Here is a 16,821-nt window from a genome sequence, read left to right on the forward strand (position 1 = left end):
GTCAGGCCGGGTCGCGGGCGAGCGGACCGGTCGAGCAATGGATGCCGCCGCCGCCGAGCTCGACGCATTCATAGTCGATCGTCAGCACCTCGATGCCGGCCTTGTCGAGCCGGTCGGCGAGGCGGGGCGTGCGAGTCTCGTGCATGAGCACGCGGCCGGGCGCGAGCGCCAGACAGTTGAGTGAGAAGGCATTGTCCTCCGGCGGTAGCTCGATCATCTGGATGCCGCGCTTCACCAGTTCCTGGATGAAGATGTAGGGCAGCTCGTTGATGTTCACGATCGCCTTGTCATGATCGATCATGATGAAGGAGCCGTCGATATGGATGCGGTAGCCCGGCATCGGCACCTTGATCAATTCGACGCCGACACTGTTGAGCAGCATCTCGACCTGCCGCACGCCCTCGGGATTGCAGGCGACGGAAACCGAACAGACCGCCGTCTTGTCATCGAGGATCGCGAAGCCGCCGCCCTCGAACACGGCTTCCCCATGCAGCGTGCCGAGGATCGGGCAACCGGCCTTGGCGAGCGCCTGCGTGACGGCCAGTTCCTCGCCGCGACGAACCTTGCGGGCGAGGCGGGTGACGATGGCGCCGCCCTTTACCGAGATGACACTGTCGCGGCAATAGATCTGCTTCATCGCGCCGGGCGCGGCCTTGTCGATCAAGACGACATCGACGCCCTCGGAACGCAGCAGCGCCGTGAACCTGTCATGAGCCTCCTGCATGGCGGCGAGGTCGGGCAGCGTCTTGCCGATCCAGTACCAACCCTTTTCGGGATCGCCGAAGCCTCCGATCTCCGGCATCGGCATATCCTCGACGATGTTCAATTCGTCGCCCGGCCGGTGCATGAGCACGGCGCGCAGCTTGCCGACATCGGTGGTGCAGCCCCAGGGGCGGCCCCAGACGCGGGTCTGCTCGTCCGGATCGTCGAAGGCCGGCGACGGCACGGAGCAGAAGGTCTGGAAGAACTTCGCTTCCTTGTATTCGTGCTCGCTCATCGCCGGGGTATGGGCGCTCATATTGGGTTTCACGGCGGCATTCATCAGGGCGTTCCTTTCGCAGGAGGTTTGTTGAAATTATCTGGAAGGGGCCCGGCCGCGCTCGACGAAGAGGACGCGGACGAGAAGGGCAAGAAGCGTGGCGAGCAGCAGCACCGAGGCGATGGCGGCCAGCGCCGGATCGACGGAATCGGCGATCGAGGTCCAGATCCGGCGCGGCAGCGTCACGATGTGGCGGCCTGTAATGAACAGCGTCACCGTGATCTCGTCCCAAGAGGTGATGAAGGCGAGGACGGCGCCGGCGCCGATGCCGGAGGCGAGGTTGGGCACGATGACGCGCAGGAAGATGGTCGGCGGCCGGGCGCCGAGCGAGCGCGCCGCCTGGACCATGCGCGGATCGAGATTGGAAAGGCTGGCGCCGATCGCGAGCACGGCCAATGGAATGGCCAGCATGACGTGAACTATGGTGACGCCGATCCAGCTGTCGAGCAGGCCGAAGCGCGACCAGAGCTTCACCATGCCGACGGCGTAGATGATCGGCGGCACGATCAGCGGCGACAGCAGCACGACGCGCAGCATGGACGGCCAGCGGCCGACATAGACCCAGGCGCCAATGGCATAAGCAGCCGCGACCGTGGTGGCCAGCAAGCTGGATATGAGCGCGATGACGAAGCTCGTCAGCATGCTGGCGAGCCAGCCGGCGCGCCAGTCGAGCAGAGAGGCATAGTGCGACAACGAGATGCCGTCCTGCGGCAGCGAGAGATAGTCGCGGTCGGTCAGCGATACGGTAATGACGACGAGGATCGGCACGAAGAGGAAGGCCAGCAGCAGCCAGGCGAAGAATTTCGGCGCGCCGATCTGGGCGAGGCGGCGGACGGGGGTCATGCGCGCCCTCCCCCGAAGGCGGCGCGCATCGCCGGATGCCGCATGGCGATCGCCACCAGGATGCCGACGGCGACCAGCATCAGGGTCGAGAGTGCCGTGGCGACGCCCCAGCGCAGCGTCGAGGAAATCTGGACTGAGATATATTCGGCGATCATCAGCACCCGGCCGGCACCGAGGATTGCCGGCGTCACCAGGAAGCCGAGCGAGAAGATGATGGTGAACAGCGACGCGATCGAAATCCCCGGCAGGCTCAGTGGCAGCCAGACGCGCCAGAACACTGTCGCCGGCTGCGCGCCCAGCGAGCGGGCCGCCTGGATAATGCGCCGGTCGATATCGCCGAGATTGGCGACGAGCAGCAGGATCGCAAACGGCATCATGTAATGCACCATGCCGATGATGACGCCGAACTGGTTGTAGACGAGATCCAGCGGCTCGGAGATCAGGCCGGTCTGCGTCAGAGCCGTGTTGAGGACGCCGTTGCGGCGCAGGATCGTGATCCAGGAAAAAGCGCGCACCAGCACCGAGATCCAGAACGGCACCATGACGAGGAACAGCGCGACGCGGCGCAGTTCGCGGCGCATCTGGACGATGGCGAAGGCGACGACATAGGCGAGCACCACCGTGATCGCCGTCGTCAGAACCGAGACGATGACCGTGGTGCGGACGACGCGGCCGATCGCGGCATTGCCGAACAGGCTCACATAGTTCCCGAATCCAGGCTTCGGCTCAAGAAAGCTCAGTGCCAGAACCTGGAGAATGGGAAACACATAAAGGCCGATCGCCAGCACGGCGGCCGGCAAGGTGAGCGCGAGCGCCCAGCGCTGGAAGCGGGTCATGCGGCCCTCGTCGTGTCGCCGCGCCAGCCATCCGCCATTGGTCGATGGCTGGCGCGATTTCGACTAGCGGGAAATGAAGTCGAGGAAGCGGTTCTGCAGCTCGGCTTCGTTCTCGGCGTAATAGGCCGCCTGGATCTTCAGCGCTGTAGCGACGTTCTCCGGCGCCAGCGGATAGACCGCCTTGTCGGCATCGGTCATCAAATCCAGCGCCTTCGGGTTGGAGGGGCCATTGCCCATCAGGCGCAGCAGCGTGACCTGGCCCTCGGGCTGCAGCGAGGAGTTGATGAAGTCGAACACCTTCTTGCCGGCCGGATTGCCCTTCGGCACGGACCAGGCGCTGGAGAAGAGCAATTGCTGCGCCCAGGTCCAGGTGAATTCCGGGTTCTCCTTGCGCAGGAGATTGGCGCGGGTGTGCCAGACATTGCCCATCACGACCTCGCCATCGCGGAACAGCTGCTGGCTCTGCGCGCCGCCTTCCCAGAAGATGATCTGCGGTAGGAGCGGCTCGAGCTTCTTGAAGGCCCGGTCGACGTCGAGCGGATACATATCCTCCGGCTTGACGCCATCGGCGAGCAGGACGGATTCGAGCTGGCCCTGGATCCATTTGCACATGGTGCGTTTGCCAGGGAATTTCTCCAGATCGAAGAAATCGGCCCAGCCGGCCGGGACCTTGCCGCCGGTCTTCTTGACATCATAGGCGAGGACGTTGGCGAAGGTGTAGTTGCAGATGCCGAACTCGGCGGTCATGTCCGGGCCGACGAGGGACTTGTCGACGATCGAATAGTCGATTGGTTCGACGAAGCCACCCGTACCGAGCACGACTGCATCGACCATGCCGCCATCGGTGACGTCCCAGATGACGTTCTTGGATTCGACCATGGCGCGGATGGCGCCGGTGGACGGGCCGGCGCCATCGACAGAAACGGGCATGCCGGTCGCTGCCGTGAACGGCGCGCCATAGGCCTTCTGGAATGCTTCCAGCGCGGCGCCGCCCCAATTGCAGATCACGATCTCATTGGCGGCGGCCGAGGCCGAGCCCGGACGGATGGCGACGGCGAGGCCGAGGCCGGCCATCGCGGTCAGGAAGGCGCGGCGATCGAGCTTGCCTGTGCGGAACTTCTCCAGCGCGATCTCGGCGCTGTCTTTGCTAAAGCGGTTTACCGACATGTTGTTCCCTTGCTGTTCTCTGGTCGTGCCGATGGTCTGCGGCGTCTCCCCTGAGCGAAGGCGTGGCGGGTTCCCCGTCTCGCGCCTTTTGGTCCGCCGGCAGCGCCCATCGGGCACTCCGGCCGGACCGACCGAAGGACCGACGTGGCATCGCTGACGATGCTGCGCTCGCCCCTTCGGCCTTCATGCGGCGCCGGGCTGCCCCGGCGGTCTCGTCTTGCAGATACCCGCGCCGGCCTCAGGCCTCGTCGGAGGCGCGGAAATAGTCGGCGTTCAAAGCCTTCAGATCGGCCTGGTCGACATTCACATTGCGGATGTGAGCGGCGAGCCGCGTCGAGGCGAGCGCCGGATCACGGCCCCTGACCGCCTCCAGCACGCCCTTGTGCTCCAGGACGATCGCCTCGATGTGATCGCGCCGCATGCCGATCAGGAACTGCACCCGCATCATGTCGGCGCTGACATGCAGGCAGGCCGTCCAGGCCCGCTCGACGCCAAAGGCGCGCATCAGGCCGGAATGAAAGCGCATGTCGGCGCGGTGCAGGCCGGCGCGGTCGTTCTTGTCGATCGAGCGCTCCTGCTCGCGCAGCAGCATTTCAAGCTCGTCCAGCGTCGCCGGATCGGGCGTCACGTCGGTGCGCGCCACCACGGCGCTTTCCAGTGCCGAGCGGATGAACACCGCTTCGTGGACGCGCCGCATGTCGATCCGCGAGACCAGCGTGCCGCTCTGCGGCGAGATCTCGATCAGCCCCTCGTCGAACAGCCGCCCGAAAGCCTCGCGCACCGGGGTGCGGCTGATGCCCATCGACTTGGCGACGTCGGTCTCGGAGATATTGGTTCCCGGCTTGAGCCTGCCGGTAACGATCGCCTCCCGCAGTTCGATGCAGGCCCGCGCCGAGATCGTGTCGCGCTTGCCGGACTGGGCAGGATCGATGGGGGAATTTAGTGTCAGCATGGCTGTATACTGGTGTCCAGATTGGAACTGTGTCAAGCGGCAAACGCGATCATAGGCTCGTCTTCGTTGCGGCGGCAGCGCGCACAAGTCCCGGCAGCGGTGCGGCGGTGCGCAGCGCCTCGATCGCGGCAGCGAGCGAGCGGGCCGCGCCGGCCGGCGTTGGCAGGCCGCCAATATGCGGCGTGATGCGCACGCGCTCATGCGACCAAATCCAGTGCGCTCGCGGCAGCGGCTCTTCCGCGAAGGCATCGAGAAAGGCGCAGCCGATTTCCCCTGCATCGAGCGCATTCTGGAGCGCCACCTCGTCGAGATGGCCGCCACGGCCAAGATTGACGAGATAGGCGCCGGGTGTGAGCCGCGCGAACAGCGGAGCCGACAGGATGCCGACCGTCTCCGGCGCCAGCGGCAGCAAATTGACCAGGATATTCGCGCCGTAGACGCAATCGGCGAGGCCTGCCTGTCCGCTGAAGGTCTCAACCCCTGGTAGGCAGCGCGACGTACGCGACCACGCCCGTACTGTGAAGCCGGCAGCCGCGAGCGTCGTGGCGACCGTTGAGCCAATCGGGCCGAGGCCCAGCACTGCAACACGCGCATCCGCCCGAGTCCTGCGGCGGGCGAAAACCGGGTCCCAGATGCCGTGCGCCTGGTCGATACGGTATTTCTGATCATTGAGTAGGAAAGCGAATGCCGCATGGCATGCGTAGTCGGCCAGCTCCGCCGCCTGCCCGTCATCAATCAGACGAACGATCGGCAGATGAGCCGGAATACGCAGATCGGCAACGAGATGATCGGCGCCCGCACCGAAGCAGAAGACGAGCTTCAGGCTCTCCGGCAGGTCCGGAAAAGGTTCCTCCAGCTTCCACACCGCGAGCACGTCGTAATTTCCATCCGCTGGACCGTCCGGGAAGCGCCAGCTCTCCACATCCGGCACCCATCCGGCCAGCGCCGCGCCGAATTCATCGCCATAAGCGAGTGGGTCGGCGAGGAGCACGCGGACCACGCCCACGCTCCTAGAACGGCAAAGCGGCGAGGCGCCGCAGCGCCTGCCATTCGAGCCCGGCGGCACCGTCGGGATCGGCGTCGTACTGGCCGACCGTCCGCGCCTGCACGTCCGGAGACGGGATCACCAGCCTGGCGCCGGAAGCCATGGCGGCGAGTTGCATCTTGCAGGCCTGCTCCAGATTATACATGAGCCCGAACGCCTCGCCGACCGTGCGCCCGACCGTCAACAGGCCGTGATTGCGCAGGATCATGGTGTTGTTGGCGCCGAGATCGGCGACGAGGCGGACCTGCTCGTCGCGATCGAGCGCGATGCCCTCGAAGGCGTGATAGCTGACGCGCCCATGGAACAGCAGCGCCGTCTGATTGAGCGGCAGCAGCCCCTCCTCCAGGCAGCTCAGCGCGACGCCGGCTACCGTATGGGTATGGACGACGCACATGGCGTCGGGTCGCGCGGTGTGGATCGCCGTGTGGATCACGATGCCGGCAGTGTTGATCGGCGCCTGCGTGCCGCGGACCTGGTTGCCGTCATGATCGATGACGAGCAGCGAATCCGGCGTCACCTCGCGGAAGAGATCGCCATAGCGGTTGATCAGCAGCTTGTCGGGCTCCTGAGGCAGCCGCGCCGAGACATGGGTGTGGATGAGATCGTCCATGCCGAAGCGGGCGATGAGCCTGTAGACGGCGGCCAGATCCTCGCGGACGGCCTGCTCCGACATGCGTTCGGCGGATTTCATTCCCTATTCCTTTCTGCATCCCTGTATACAGGGATAGAGGACACTTCGCGGCGTTGCAACGGGGTATGACAGAGTTCGTGAGCGCGGAGGGGATGGCAATCACGCGGGCACGCCGCGCGGACCGGTCTTGCCGGGACACCTCTCTCGCCCGATCGGGGTCACTTGACGAAAGCCGGCATGCTCGACATGACTACTTGTCGAGTCAAGTAAACAAATGGGGTGCGCCGTGGGCGGCTATGTTCTGGGGCTCGATGTCGGTACGTCGGTGACGAAGGCGGCCTTGTTCGATCGCGACGGACGCGAGATCGGTTCCAGCGGACGGCGCACTTCCGTGCACTCGCCCCATCCCGGATGGTACGAGATGGACGCCGAGAGCCTGTTCGCCGCCGCCGCCGGAGCCTGCCGCGAGGCGCTCGCGACCACGGGCATCGGCGCCGCCTATGTCGAAGGCCTTGCCATTTCGGGCGTCATGATCGGTGGCTGGCTGATCGATGCCGTCGACACGGTGCTGCGTCCGGGCATCCTGTGGAACGACGGCCGCGCCCAGGGCCTGCTCGACCGTCTGGTCGCCGCCAATCCGGCGTTGATGTCGCAGCTTTTCGACAGTTCCGGACAGGTCATGCAGCTCGGCTGCACGCTGCCCGTGCTGGCCTGGCTGGCCGAGAACGAGCCACATCACGTCGCCGCTGCACATAGCATCCTGACCGCCAAGGATTATCTGCGCCTGCGTTTGACCGGCCATGTTGGCACCGAGGAAACCGACGCGGCGATCGCGCCGGGCAGCGCCAGCGGGCGCGGCTTCAATCCGGCGCTGCTCGAGCTTTTCGGCATCGAGTGTCATGCCGGCCTGCTACCGGAGGTGAGACCGTCCGAAGCCATGGCCGGCACGCTCCTGCCGGCCGCCGCCGAAGCGCTCGGCCTTCGCGCCGGAACGCCCGTCGCCATGGGCGCCGGCGACCTACCGGCCTGCGTACTCGGCGCGGGCGCCGTCGATGCCGGCATCGCATGTTCGGTCGTCGGCACGACCTGCCTCAACGGCGTGGTCTCGGAGGCGCCGGTGTTCACGCCGCGCGACATGGGGATCCTCTTCACCGTGCCGGGCCATCTCTGGATCAAGACGATGGTGAACGTCGCCGGGACGACCAATCTCGACTGGGCGCTCACCGCGCTCTGCCCGGATCTCGCCGGCCGGCCGGACGCCTATGAGATGCTGGCGGAGCTCGCAGCATCCAGTCCGCCGGGCGCGGACGGCGCCGGCTATGTGCCGTATCTCTCGCATATCGGCATCATCGCGCCGCGGCTGGAGCCCGGCGCCCGCGCCGGTTTCTTCGGTCTCAATCCCGATCACGGCCGGTCCGATCTCGTCCGTTCGGTCTATGAGGGCCTCGCTTATGCGATCCGCGACTGTTTTGAACGCATCGGCCGGCCCATCTCCGCCATCCGCCTCGTCGGCGGCGCTTCGCGCAGCCCGTTCTGGGCGCAGATGATCGCCGACATTACGGGCGTGCCAGTCGAAGTGCCCGAGGGCAGCGAATTCGGCGCCAAGGGCGCGGCGCTCCTGGCCGCCACCGCGATCGGCTGGTTCCCCGACATCCGCACGGCCTGCCGCGCGACCTATCGCACGCGCCGCCGGCACGAACCGGACGCCACAACAGCCGCCGCCTATGAACAGGGCTTCCAGCGCTTCCGCCTCGCCTCCGACGCCTTGCTCGACCGCGTCGCGCCGAGCTATCGGGTGGAGGCGTAGCGGGCCTTGAACCCGCCCCTGGAGGGCCGGACTAATTCCCAGCCTCCCATCGCCCCCTAAAAATCCCCGAACCCGACGCTGTAGGCCCAGGGGTCGGCCGGGAGTTGGGGTTTGTCGATGCGGTCGGCGCCGATCTGCGAGATCGATATGTCGAGCGGGACCGGCAGCATCTCGATGACCGACAGCTCGATCGGCGAGCCTTCCTGGTCATAGGCGCGCCGCTCGGCGACGAAGATCGCCGCGCCCGGGGCGAGGCCGAGCCGTTCGGCCGTGGCGGGGGTCGCAATCACGGGACGGTAGCTGTCCTCGGCATGCACGACGGTGCGGCCGTAGCGGCGACGGATTGTGTCGTAGAGGCCGCGGTCGAGATGCGACAGTTCGATCCCTTCGAGCAGATGCGCGTTGAGCAGCGTGTTGGCGATCGCCAGCGGCCGTTCGTCGCCCATGACGAGGCGGACATGGCGATAGACGGATGCACCTTCGGGCAGGCCGAAGAAGGCCGCCGCTTCCGGGGGCGCCGGCTCGGCGCCGCTGGCGAGGACGCGATAGGAGACCTTGAGGCCCTGAGCCTTTATGCCGTCGGTGATCGAGGTGATGGCGCGGTAGCGCTTGGCGACGGCGCTGTGATTGACGAAGGTGCCCGTGCCCTGATGGCGGCCGAGCAGCCCTTCCTGCACCAGGATCTCCAGCGCCTGCTGGATCGTGCGGCGCGAGACCTTGAACTCCTGGACCAGCTTAAGCTCGCCGTCGATCTTGTCCTTGTAGTAGCCCGAAAGGATCCGCGCGCGCAGCGTCTCGGCGATCTGGATGTAGATCGGACGGTGATCGCGCGCGGCGACGTCGGCTTTCAACGGAACTCCCCCAGTCTAGTCCTTCTCGGACTGGCGAGCATAGAGCGCGGCGACGAGTTCGGCCATGCGCGCGAGCACGGCGTCGAGGATTATCCTGCCCTTTTCGGCGCTCGCCGCGGTCGCGTCGCCGAGCACCGGGCTCGCCGAGAACTCGCTCCAGCGATAGGGGATCTCGGCGAAATCATCCGGGAAGGCCGGATAGTTGGCGATCGCCTGGTCCATGCGCACCGCCTCCGGTGCCATGTGCAGCATGTAGGAGGTCTCGATCTCGCAGGCATGCATATAGGCGGGATGGGCGGCGGGTTTCTCGCGCACGGCGCGGGTCGGCTCGGCGGCGCCGGGATAATTGAACAGCGCCAGCGTCACCCCCTCCTCGCGGAGGCGGCGCTGCGCGTCGCGGATCGCGGTGACATTGCCGTAATGGGCGTTCACGACGGCGATCGAGACCACGCCCTTCGCCTTCAGCGATTGCCCGATCTCGACCAATGTCCGCGACACGGTCTCGTTGGAGATCGAGATCGACGCCGCCTGGTCGGCCAGCGACCAGACCTGGCCGAAGGGCAGCAGCGGCAGCAGCATGACCGGCGTCGCGCCGGCGATCCGCTCGACCAGCGCCGCGGCGAGGCGGCGGGCGAGGATATTGTCGGTGCCGGCGGGCAAATGATCGCCATGTGCCTCGACGGCGCCGATCGGCAGCAGCGCCACCGGCCGCTCCGCGATCAGCGCGCGCGCCTCGGTGTCATTGAGGGTCTCGATATCGACTTTGGGAACGGACACAATGCGCCTCAGCTCGTGAACGCGAAGGCGCGCTGCGGATTCTCGACCATGAAGGTATGGATCAGCTTGGCTCCGTCGAAGCCGGCCTCGCCTGCCTCCTCGATGAAGCGCGGCACCCAGCTCTCCAGGATATAGCCGAGGCCGAGGCCGCCTTCGCCATAGTTGCGATACATGGTCCGCCGCGCGATGTCGCCGCCGATCATGATCTGCTTCTCGTGGCCACGCGCGGCCAGCTTGAGGATGCAGTCGATCAGCACGCTTTCGGGGTGATACTTGATGCGCGAGATGCCGTCGAAGCACATGAAGACGCCGGTCTCCGCCGCCTTGCGATGCACCCACGGGTCCGGGTTGCGGTCGACATGGGCTATGGTGAGGCGGGTCGGGTCGACGCCCTCCGCCTTCACGATCGCAAGCTGCTCCAGGATCAGCGTGCCGAGCTCGGTGTGCGAATGGATCGGCGCGCCGGTCTCCTTGTGCGCGTCGAGCGCCGCGCGCATCGCCTTGTCCTCGGCCTCGGAGATCGTGTTGTAGCCGGTGCCGAACTTGACGACGCCGCCCTTCAGGTTCGTGCCGTCGAGGCCGGTCGTGACCTCGCTTGCAATATGGGCGGCGAGTTCGGCGCGGCTCTTCCCGTCGATGAAGGCCTGGAAGGTCCGCCCGTCCTTCATGTGGCCGGGCCACATCACCGCCTTGTTGAAGCCGGCGGTGGCGATGATCTTGATGCCGGTCCGGTCGGAGATCGCCTTCAGCGCGACGGGATCGCGGCCATAGTCGATCGCGGTGGCGTCATAGACGGCCTGGCCGCCGGCCTTCACGAACAGTTCGACATCCTTGATCGACGCTTCGAGGTCGTCGATCAGGAAATCCGTCTGCCCCTTCTCCTTCCAGAGCGGGGGAATGCAGAAGAGATGGTCATGCGCATAGGTGAGCCCGAGATCCCTCGGGTCGATGTCGCCGGAGAGCGTGCGGATGAAGCTCATGAGGACCTCCCTTTCCTGAAACTGGCGAGCGCGAGGGCGAGCACGATGATGCCGCCCTGCACGATGAACTTGGCGGCCGGCGGCAGCGCCAGCAGATAAAGCAGGCTCTGCACGACGAACAGGATCAGAGCGCCGGCCATGGCGCCGAGCGGCAGGAAGACGCCGCCCGAGAACAGCGCGCCGCCGATGACGGCAGCCGCGATCGAATCGAGCGTGAAGCCATTGCCGACGCCGATCGAGGCCATGCCGGTGATCGCCGAAAGCAGGATCCCGCCCGTCGCCGCGAGCAGGCTGCAGAGCACGAAGGAGAGCACGATCAGCCCGTCCGAAGGGATGCCGCTGTGGCGGGCCGCAACGAGATTGGCACCGGACAGGATCATCTTACGGCCGAGCATGGTGTAGTGCACCAGCAGCATCAGCCCGACGAGCAGGACCAGCCAGATCAGCGCCGAATACGGCACGATGCCGAAGAACCAGCCTTCGGTCACGACGCGGAATCCGGCCGGCACCGCACCGCGCGGCGAGCCGCCGGTGAAGAAGACGACGAGGCCGGCGACGATCATCGAGGTGGCGAGCGTCGCGAGGAAGGCCGGGATCTTCAGCTTGGTCGCCATGAGGCCGTTGGCGAGGCCGACCAGCGCACCGGCACCGAGCGTCAGCGTGATGGCCGGCACGATGTTGGCCATGTCGCCATTGAACGTCGCGCAGAGCACGATATTGGCCATCGAAGCCGTCGCCCCGACCGAAAGGTCGAGCCGGCCCATCATCAGCACCAGCGCCTGGCCGAGCACGACGACGCCGAGCGGCGCCGCCTGGCGGATATTGTCGAGCAGCAGCAACGGCGAGAAGATCCGCGCCGAGACGAAGAAGGCGATGAGCAGCAGCACGAGAAGCGCGAGGGCGCGCAGGCTCGCCGGCGCCGGCTTCATGCGGACGAGATAGGCATTCGCGCTCATGCGCTCCTCCGGGCTGCGCCGCGCATGAACAGCATCAGCGCGACGACGAAGATCAGGCCCTTGGCGATCTGCTGCAGGTTCGGATCGAGTTCGAGCAGGTTGAAGGCGTTGGCGATGAGGACGAGCGCGATCGAGCCGGCGAGGACGCCGAGCACGCCGCCGCGTCCCCCGGTGAGCGCCACGCCGCCCAGCACGGCCGCCGCGATCGCGTCGAGCGTGAAACTGTCGCCGATCAGCGGATCGCCGGACAGGATCTTGATGCCGACCGCGACGCCCGCCGCCGCCGAGAAGAAGCCCGAGAGCAGGAAGACCGACCACTCGACGCGCCTGACGTCGACGCCATTGGCATAGGCCGCGCGCTCGTCGGAGCCGAGCGCATAGATGCGCCGGCCGAAGCGCGTGAATCCGAGCACGATGAAGGCAAGCGCGAATACGGCGACGATGACGGCGAGCGGCCACCCGACGAGGAGGTCCTGCCCGTAGAAGAGATCGTAGAATCCGTAATCGACCTCGCCGCCCGGCGAGGGCAGCAACAGCATGGCGACGCCCTTCACGACGGCCGCGGTGGCGAGCGTCATGATCAGCGGGTTGATGCGCAGCCAGATCACGCCGGCGGCATTGACCGCACCGCAGGCGAGGCCGGCTGCCAGCACCAGCGGGATGGCGAGCCAGCCGAGCTCGTTCGAGGTGGTGGCGAGGATTGCCGTGGCGAGGCTGATGATCGAGCCGACGGAGAGATCGATCCGGCCCGCGAACAGGACGAAGGCCTGGCCGAGCGCGGTGAGCGCCAGCGGCAGCACACGATTGACGAGATTGCCGAGATTGCCGGCGGCGAAGAAATCGCCCGACCAGATCGCGGCGACGGCGACGACCGCGGCGGCCAGCAGCAGCGCCGGCAGGCCGAGCAGCAGGTTGATGCGGAGCGAGCCCCTAGGCAGCATGGCCGAGCACTCCTTCGGGACCGGCGGCGAGGCGCATGATCGCTTCTTCAGAGAAGTCGGAGCGCTCCAGCGTGCCGGTCACGGCGCCTTCGAACAGAACCTGGATGCGATCGGAGAGGCCGATCAGTTCCAGCATGTCGGCGCTGATCAGGATGACGGCGACGCCCTGCGCCGAGAGTTCGCCGACAAGGCGGTAGATCTCGGTCTTGGCGCCGACATCGACGCCCTTCGTCGGCTCGTAGAGCACGAGCACCTTGGGCGTTTCGGCCAGCCAGCGCGCGAACACGACCTTCTGCTGGTTGCCGCCGGAGAGCTGGCGCACGGGCTGCTCGATGCCGGTGGTGCGGATCGCGAAGCGGCGCCGCGCCTCCTCCGCGAAGGTCTGTTCGAGTTGCTGACGCAGCCAGCCCCAGCGGCTCTTCTGCGACAGCGCGAACAGGCTGACATTCATGCGAACCGGCAGGTCGAGCGCGAGGCCTTCATGCTTGCGGTCGTCGGGGATCGAGGCGATGCCGGCGGCGATGCCGCGCGAGACGGACGAGATCGGCACCGCCTTGCCGTCTATCGCGATCGTTCCGCTGGTGAATGGCGCGATGCCGGAAAGCGCGCGGGCGAGCGGGCGCTGCCCCTGCCCTTCGAGACCGGCGAAACCGATGATCTCGCCGGCACGCACGCCCAGCGTCAGCGGCTTCAGCCCCGGGGCGACGGCGCCTTCGAGCGCGAGGCGGACCGGCTTGTCGGTGAAGGTCGCCGGGCGCGGTGGGAATATGTCGGTGAGCGTGCGCCCGACCATGGCGCGGATCAGATCGTCGCGGGTGAAGCCGCCGCGGACGGCGTCGAGGGTCAGCGTGCCGTCCTTCAGCACGACGGCGTGGTCGGCGGCCTGCATCACCTCGTCGAGGCGATGCGAGATAAAGATAACCGAGCCGCCGCCCTCTTTGATGCGGTCCATCGCCTTCAGCACGAGATCGGTCTCGTGCGAGGACAGCGAGGCGGTGGGTTCGTCGAGGATTAAGAGGCGCGGCTTCTGACGGACAGCGCGCGCGATCTCCAGCATCTGCCGTTCGGCGGCGGAGAGCTCGGCGCCGAGGCGATCGGCCTTGAGCGCAAAGCCGAGATCGGCGAGCAGCGCTTCCGTGTCCCAGTTCAGGCGCTTCTGGCTGATGAGCCCGAGCAGGCTGCGCGGTTCGTTGCCGAAAAAGAGGTTCTCCGCGACGGTCAGGTCCGGCAGGATCGCCGTTTCCTGAAGGGCGAGCGCGACGCCGGCCTTGCTCGCAGCGCGCGGCGAGGCAGGGCGATAGGCCGCCCCGTCCAGCATCAAGGAGCCGCCATCGGGCGGAAAGGTGCCGGCGCAGATATGCATCAGCGTCGACTTGCCGGCGCCGTTCTCGCCGACGAGGGAAACCACCTCGCCGGCGCGAACGGAAAAGGACACGTCCCGCAGCACCAGATTGCTGCCGAAGGACTTCGACACGCCGGAGACAGCGAGCCGCGGCAGCGCGGCGGCGGAATTCGGCGATTGCGGGGACGTGGACTTCATCATGGTCAGTTGGCGAAGATCGCCTTGACCTGGTCGTCGGTGAGGCGCGTGCCGGCCCAGAAGGAATCCGACAGTTCCGGCTTCACGAACTTGTCGAGGTCGGCCGCGGTGATGGTCGGAACCGGCAGGATCATGTCCTTTTCGACCTTCTCGCCGTTCAGGAGCTTGATCGTGACGATCAGCGCCTCGGAGCCGAGCCAGGTCGGCTTGGACGTGCCGATCGAATCGAAACCCTTGCCCTCGAGCGCCTTCCAGCGCTTCAGATAGCCGTTATTGTCCTCGCCGGTCATCGGCACGAGCGGACGCTGCGCCGCCTCGAAGGCATCGATCGCGCCGAGCGTCATCGCGCCGCCCTGCGACCAGACGCCGTCGATCTTTGGGTTGGCGGCGAGGAGGTTCGAGACGGCCTGCTTGCCCTGCGCATAATCCCACGACGCGTTGACGGCCGCGACGATCTTGATGTCCGGATATTTGTCGAAGACTTCCTTCGCGCCCTTGAAGCGGTCGTCGCTGGTCGAGAGGCCAGCGATGCCGTTCAGGACGATGATGTCGCCCTTGCCGTTCAGCTGCTTGACCAGCCACTCGGCGCCGGCGCGGCCGAAGGCGACGTCGTCGACGGTGACGAGCGCGTCATAGTCCTGCGACTTGATGGTTGAGGCGAGCAGGATGACCTTGATGCCGGCCGCCCGCGCCTTCTTCAGCGCCGGGATCAGCGCGGTCGGCGAAGTCGGCGTCGTGATGATCGCGTCGACCTTCTTGGTGATCAGGTCTTCGATATTGGCGATCTGCTTCTGCGTGTCGCCAGCCGATTCGACATAGACGACGTCGACCTGGTCCTTGTGCTTCTCGGCTTCGGCCTTGAACTCGGCCGCGAGCTGGACCGACCAGCTGTTGCCCATGAAATAGTTATCGTAGCCGATCGTATATTTCTTCTCGGCCGCGAAGGCCGCGCTCGTCAGTCCGGCCGTCAGCACGGCGGCGGAGACGAGTGTCCGAATTCCCTTGTTCATCTTCAAACCCTCTAGCTGTTTGCGCGCGGCCCTATGGCAGCCTTCAGCACCCGAGATGCTAACTTGTCCATACAAGGAGTCAAGTTGGCAGTGCTTGATTTGTGGGCGTTGTGGAAAGCGTCTGCTTGTTGGGCAAGGAGGAGCGGACTTCCCTTAACCCGCCCTCCAGGGGCGGGTTGGAGAAGAGGCCGGCTCCGCGACGGCGGGCGTTCAGCCCCTCAAGTCCTCGACCGCGCTGCGCACCCAAGCGAGGCGCTTTTGCGGGATCAGGCCGTAATTGTAGTAGTTGATGCCACTGGCGCCGCCCTCGATCGCCGCGCGGCTGCGCTTCGCCAGTTCCTCCGGGCCCGACATTTCGGGATAGAAGACGCGGAAGCCCGCGCCTAGAAACTTGTCGGGGCCGAGCGCCGCCCTGCCCTCGCGCATCAGCGCGCCGGTCGCCGCCGCTTCCATGAAATAGGAGCAGAGGATCGCGCCGTCGCAGACCTTGCCGATCGCGGCGATATCGCAGCCGCCGAGCCAGCCATCCTTCAGATCGATGAGATAGACCTTCGTCGCCGGATCGGCCGACTCGCGCAGTTCGGCAATGAGGCTCGTGACCGGCTCGAAGCGCCACGTCAGGTAGTCATGAAGTTCGGGGAACGGGCGGAATACATCGAGCCCGGCCGCCGGGAAGTCGGGGAAGCGCGGCGCTGGCACCTCGCGCTCGCAGGCCTCGACGATCCAGCGCTTCACTGTGGCCTGCGCCTTGCGCCCGTCGACGCCGGCCTTCGCCGCGCGGTCGATGCAGGCGTCGCAGAAGCAAAGCGAGAGCAAGAAATCATCCTCGGCTGTCATGCCGACGCCGTCCTTCTCGTGATGATATTCATGCGCGAAGCCCATGAAACAGGGGCTTTCGAGCTCGATCACGTCGGGGCGGTAGTTCCTCGTCACGTCGCCGACGACCGCCCGGACATAGGCGCGGGCGTCGGGATGAGACGGGCAGAGATTGTAATAGTTCGGGTCGCCAAAGGCGTTGCGCGTGACGATGTCCGGATAGGCCATGCCGATGCGGGTATTGTGCAGGCAGACGGTCCAGCAGGAAACCGACATGCCGCCGGCATCCCGCCGCTGCACGAGTTCGCGCAACACGTCGTGCTCCTCGACGATCGAGGCGACCTGCGGCACGACCCGCACGCCCTCCCAGGCGGACGGATCGGGCTTGAAATAGATCGTGCCGTCCTCGGGGAAATAGGCTTTTCGCTTGGGACTGCGCGCCTGGAGGAAGCGGCCGGCATGATACGACGTCGCCAGGCTGATCGTATTGAGTCCGGCGCCGTCCCTCAGTTCCGAGACCACCCTGTCCATCCCCAGATCGTCGAGATCCCAGGGATAGCTCCACATGGAAAGATGCATGATGCCTCCTGATTTCGGATTAGTTGTCCGAACAAGGAGACATCTTGTCAA

Annotated in this window: 16 protein-coding genes; 1 reads left to right on the forward strand and 15 read right to left on the reverse strand. The window is 66.2% G+C overall.

Annotation, left to right across the window (positions count from 1 at the left end):
• Position 1: 1 nt before the first annotated feature.
• The 7 genes from OSH05_RS04310 to OSH05_RS04340 all read right to left on the reverse strand — a co-directional run bounded on the left by OSH05_RS04310 (position 2) and on the right by OSH05_RS04340 (position 6,573).
• Positions 2 to 1,042 (reverse strand): dimethylarginine dimethylaminohydrolase family protein, encoded by a 1,041-nt coding sequence (locus OSH05_RS04310; RefSeq protein WP_266352053.1) that lies wholly within the window; start codon positions 1,040 to 1,042, stop codon positions 2 to 4.
• Between the two features lie 33 nt (positions 1,043 to 1,075).
• Complete coding sequence (locus OSH05_RS04315) at positions 1,076 to 1,882, reverse strand: ABC transporter permease (protein ID WP_104217410.1); 807 nt, start codon at positions 1,880 to 1,882, stop codon at positions 1,076 to 1,078.
• The gene (locus tag OSH05_RS04320; protein WP_104217409.1) at positions 1,879 to 2,718 is read right to left on the reverse strand and encodes an ABC transporter permease; all 840 of its coding nucleotides are present in this window, start codon (positions 2,716 to 2,718) and stop codon (positions 1,879 to 1,881) included. The genes OSH05_RS04315 and OSH05_RS04320 overlap by 4 nt, the downstream gene beginning before the upstream one ends.
• 63 nt (positions 2,719 to 2,781) lie before the next feature.
• Positions 2,782 to 3,885: an ABC transporter substrate-binding protein gene (locus OSH05_RS04325; RefSeq protein ID WP_104217408.1), complete on the reverse strand. Its 1,104-nt coding sequence runs from the start codon at positions 3,883 to 3,885 to the stop codon at positions 2,782 to 2,784.
• A 238-nt stretch (positions 3,886 to 4,123) separates the two neighbouring features.
• On the reverse strand, positions 4,124 to 4,837 hold the full coding sequence (locus tag OSH05_RS04330) for a GntR family transcriptional regulator (RefSeq protein ID WP_165801447.1): 714 nt from the start codon (positions 4,835 to 4,837) through the stop codon (positions 4,124 to 4,126).
• Positions 4,838 to 4,886: 49 nt separating this feature from the next.
• Entirely contained in the window at positions 4,887 to 5,837 is a 951-nt protein-coding gene (locus OSH05_RS04335; protein ID WP_165801446.1) for an NAD(P)-dependent oxidoreductase, read from the reverse strand.
• A 10-nt stretch (positions 5,838 to 5,847) separates the two neighbouring features.
• Complete coding sequence (locus OSH05_RS04340) at positions 5,848 to 6,573, reverse strand: class II aldolase/adducin family protein (protein WP_207778685.1); 726 nt, start codon at positions 6,571 to 6,573, stop codon at positions 5,848 to 5,850.
• Between the two features lie 226 nt (positions 6,574 to 6,799).
• Here OSH05_RS04340 and OSH05_RS04345 point away from each other — a divergent pair, with 226 nt between their 5' ends.
• On the forward strand, positions 6,800 to 8,320 hold the full coding sequence (locus OSH05_RS04345; RefSeq protein ID WP_165801445.1) for an FGGY-family carbohydrate kinase: 1,521 nt from the start codon (positions 6,800 to 6,802) through the stop codon (positions 8,318 to 8,320).
• Positions 8,321 to 8,376: 56 nt separating this feature from the next.
• On the opposite strand, the gene OSH05_RS04350 is transcribed toward OSH05_RS04345, so the two are convergent.
• From OSH05_RS04350 to OSH05_RS04385, 8 genes are all read right to left on the reverse strand, one after another.
• A complete protein-coding gene (locus OSH05_RS04350; protein ID WP_104217405.1) occupies positions 8,377 to 9,171 on the reverse strand; it encodes a GntR family transcriptional regulator in 795 nt (264 codons plus the stop codon).
• 15 nt (positions 9,172 to 9,186) lie between these two features.
• On the reverse strand, positions 9,187 to 9,948 hold the full coding sequence (locus tag OSH05_RS04355) for a creatininase family protein (protein ID WP_207778684.1): 762 nt from the start codon (positions 9,946 to 9,948) through the stop codon (positions 9,187 to 9,189).
• Positions 9,949 to 9,956: 8 nt separating this feature from the next.
• Entirely contained in the window at positions 9,957 to 10,928 is a 972-nt protein-coding gene (locus OSH05_RS04360) for a phosphotriesterase family protein (protein ID WP_104217404.1), read from the reverse strand.
• A complete protein-coding gene (locus OSH05_RS04365) occupies positions 10,925 to 11,884 on the reverse strand; it encodes an ABC transporter permease (RefSeq protein ID WP_104217403.1) in 960 nt (319 codons plus the stop codon). Before OSH05_RS04365 ends, OSH05_RS04360 begins: the two co-directional genes overlap by 4 nt.
• A complete protein-coding gene (locus OSH05_RS04370) occupies positions 11,881 to 12,825 on the reverse strand; it encodes an ABC transporter permease (RefSeq protein WP_104217402.1) in 945 nt (314 codons plus the stop codon). The genes OSH05_RS04365 and OSH05_RS04370 overlap by 4 nt, the downstream gene beginning before the upstream one ends.
• Complete coding sequence (locus tag OSH05_RS04375) at positions 12,815 to 14,368, reverse strand: sugar ABC transporter ATP-binding protein (RefSeq protein ID WP_104217401.1); 1,554 nt, start codon at positions 14,366 to 14,368, stop codon at positions 12,815 to 12,817. The genes OSH05_RS04370 and OSH05_RS04375 overlap by 11 nt, the downstream gene beginning before the upstream one ends.
• A gap of 2 nt (positions 14,369 to 14,370) precedes the next feature.
• The gene (locus OSH05_RS04380) at positions 14,371 to 15,375 is read right to left on the reverse strand and encodes an ABC transporter substrate-binding protein (RefSeq protein WP_104217400.1); all 1,005 of its coding nucleotides are present in this window, start codon (positions 15,373 to 15,375) and stop codon (positions 14,371 to 14,373) included.
• 210 nt (positions 15,376 to 15,585) lie between these two features.
• Positions 15,586 to 16,770 carry a glycoside hydrolase family 10 protein gene (locus OSH05_RS04385; protein WP_104217399.1) on the reverse strand — a complete coding sequence of 395 codons (1,185 nt, stop codon included), beginning with the start codon at positions 16,768 to 16,770 and terminating at the stop codon, positions 15,586 to 15,588.
• Positions 16,771 to 16,821: the final 51 nt, after the last annotated feature.

This window comes from Kaistia algarum (assembly GCF_026343945.1).
Lineage (GTDB): Bacteria > Pseudomonadota > Alphaproteobacteria > Rhizobiales > Kaistiaceae > Kaistia > Kaistia algarum.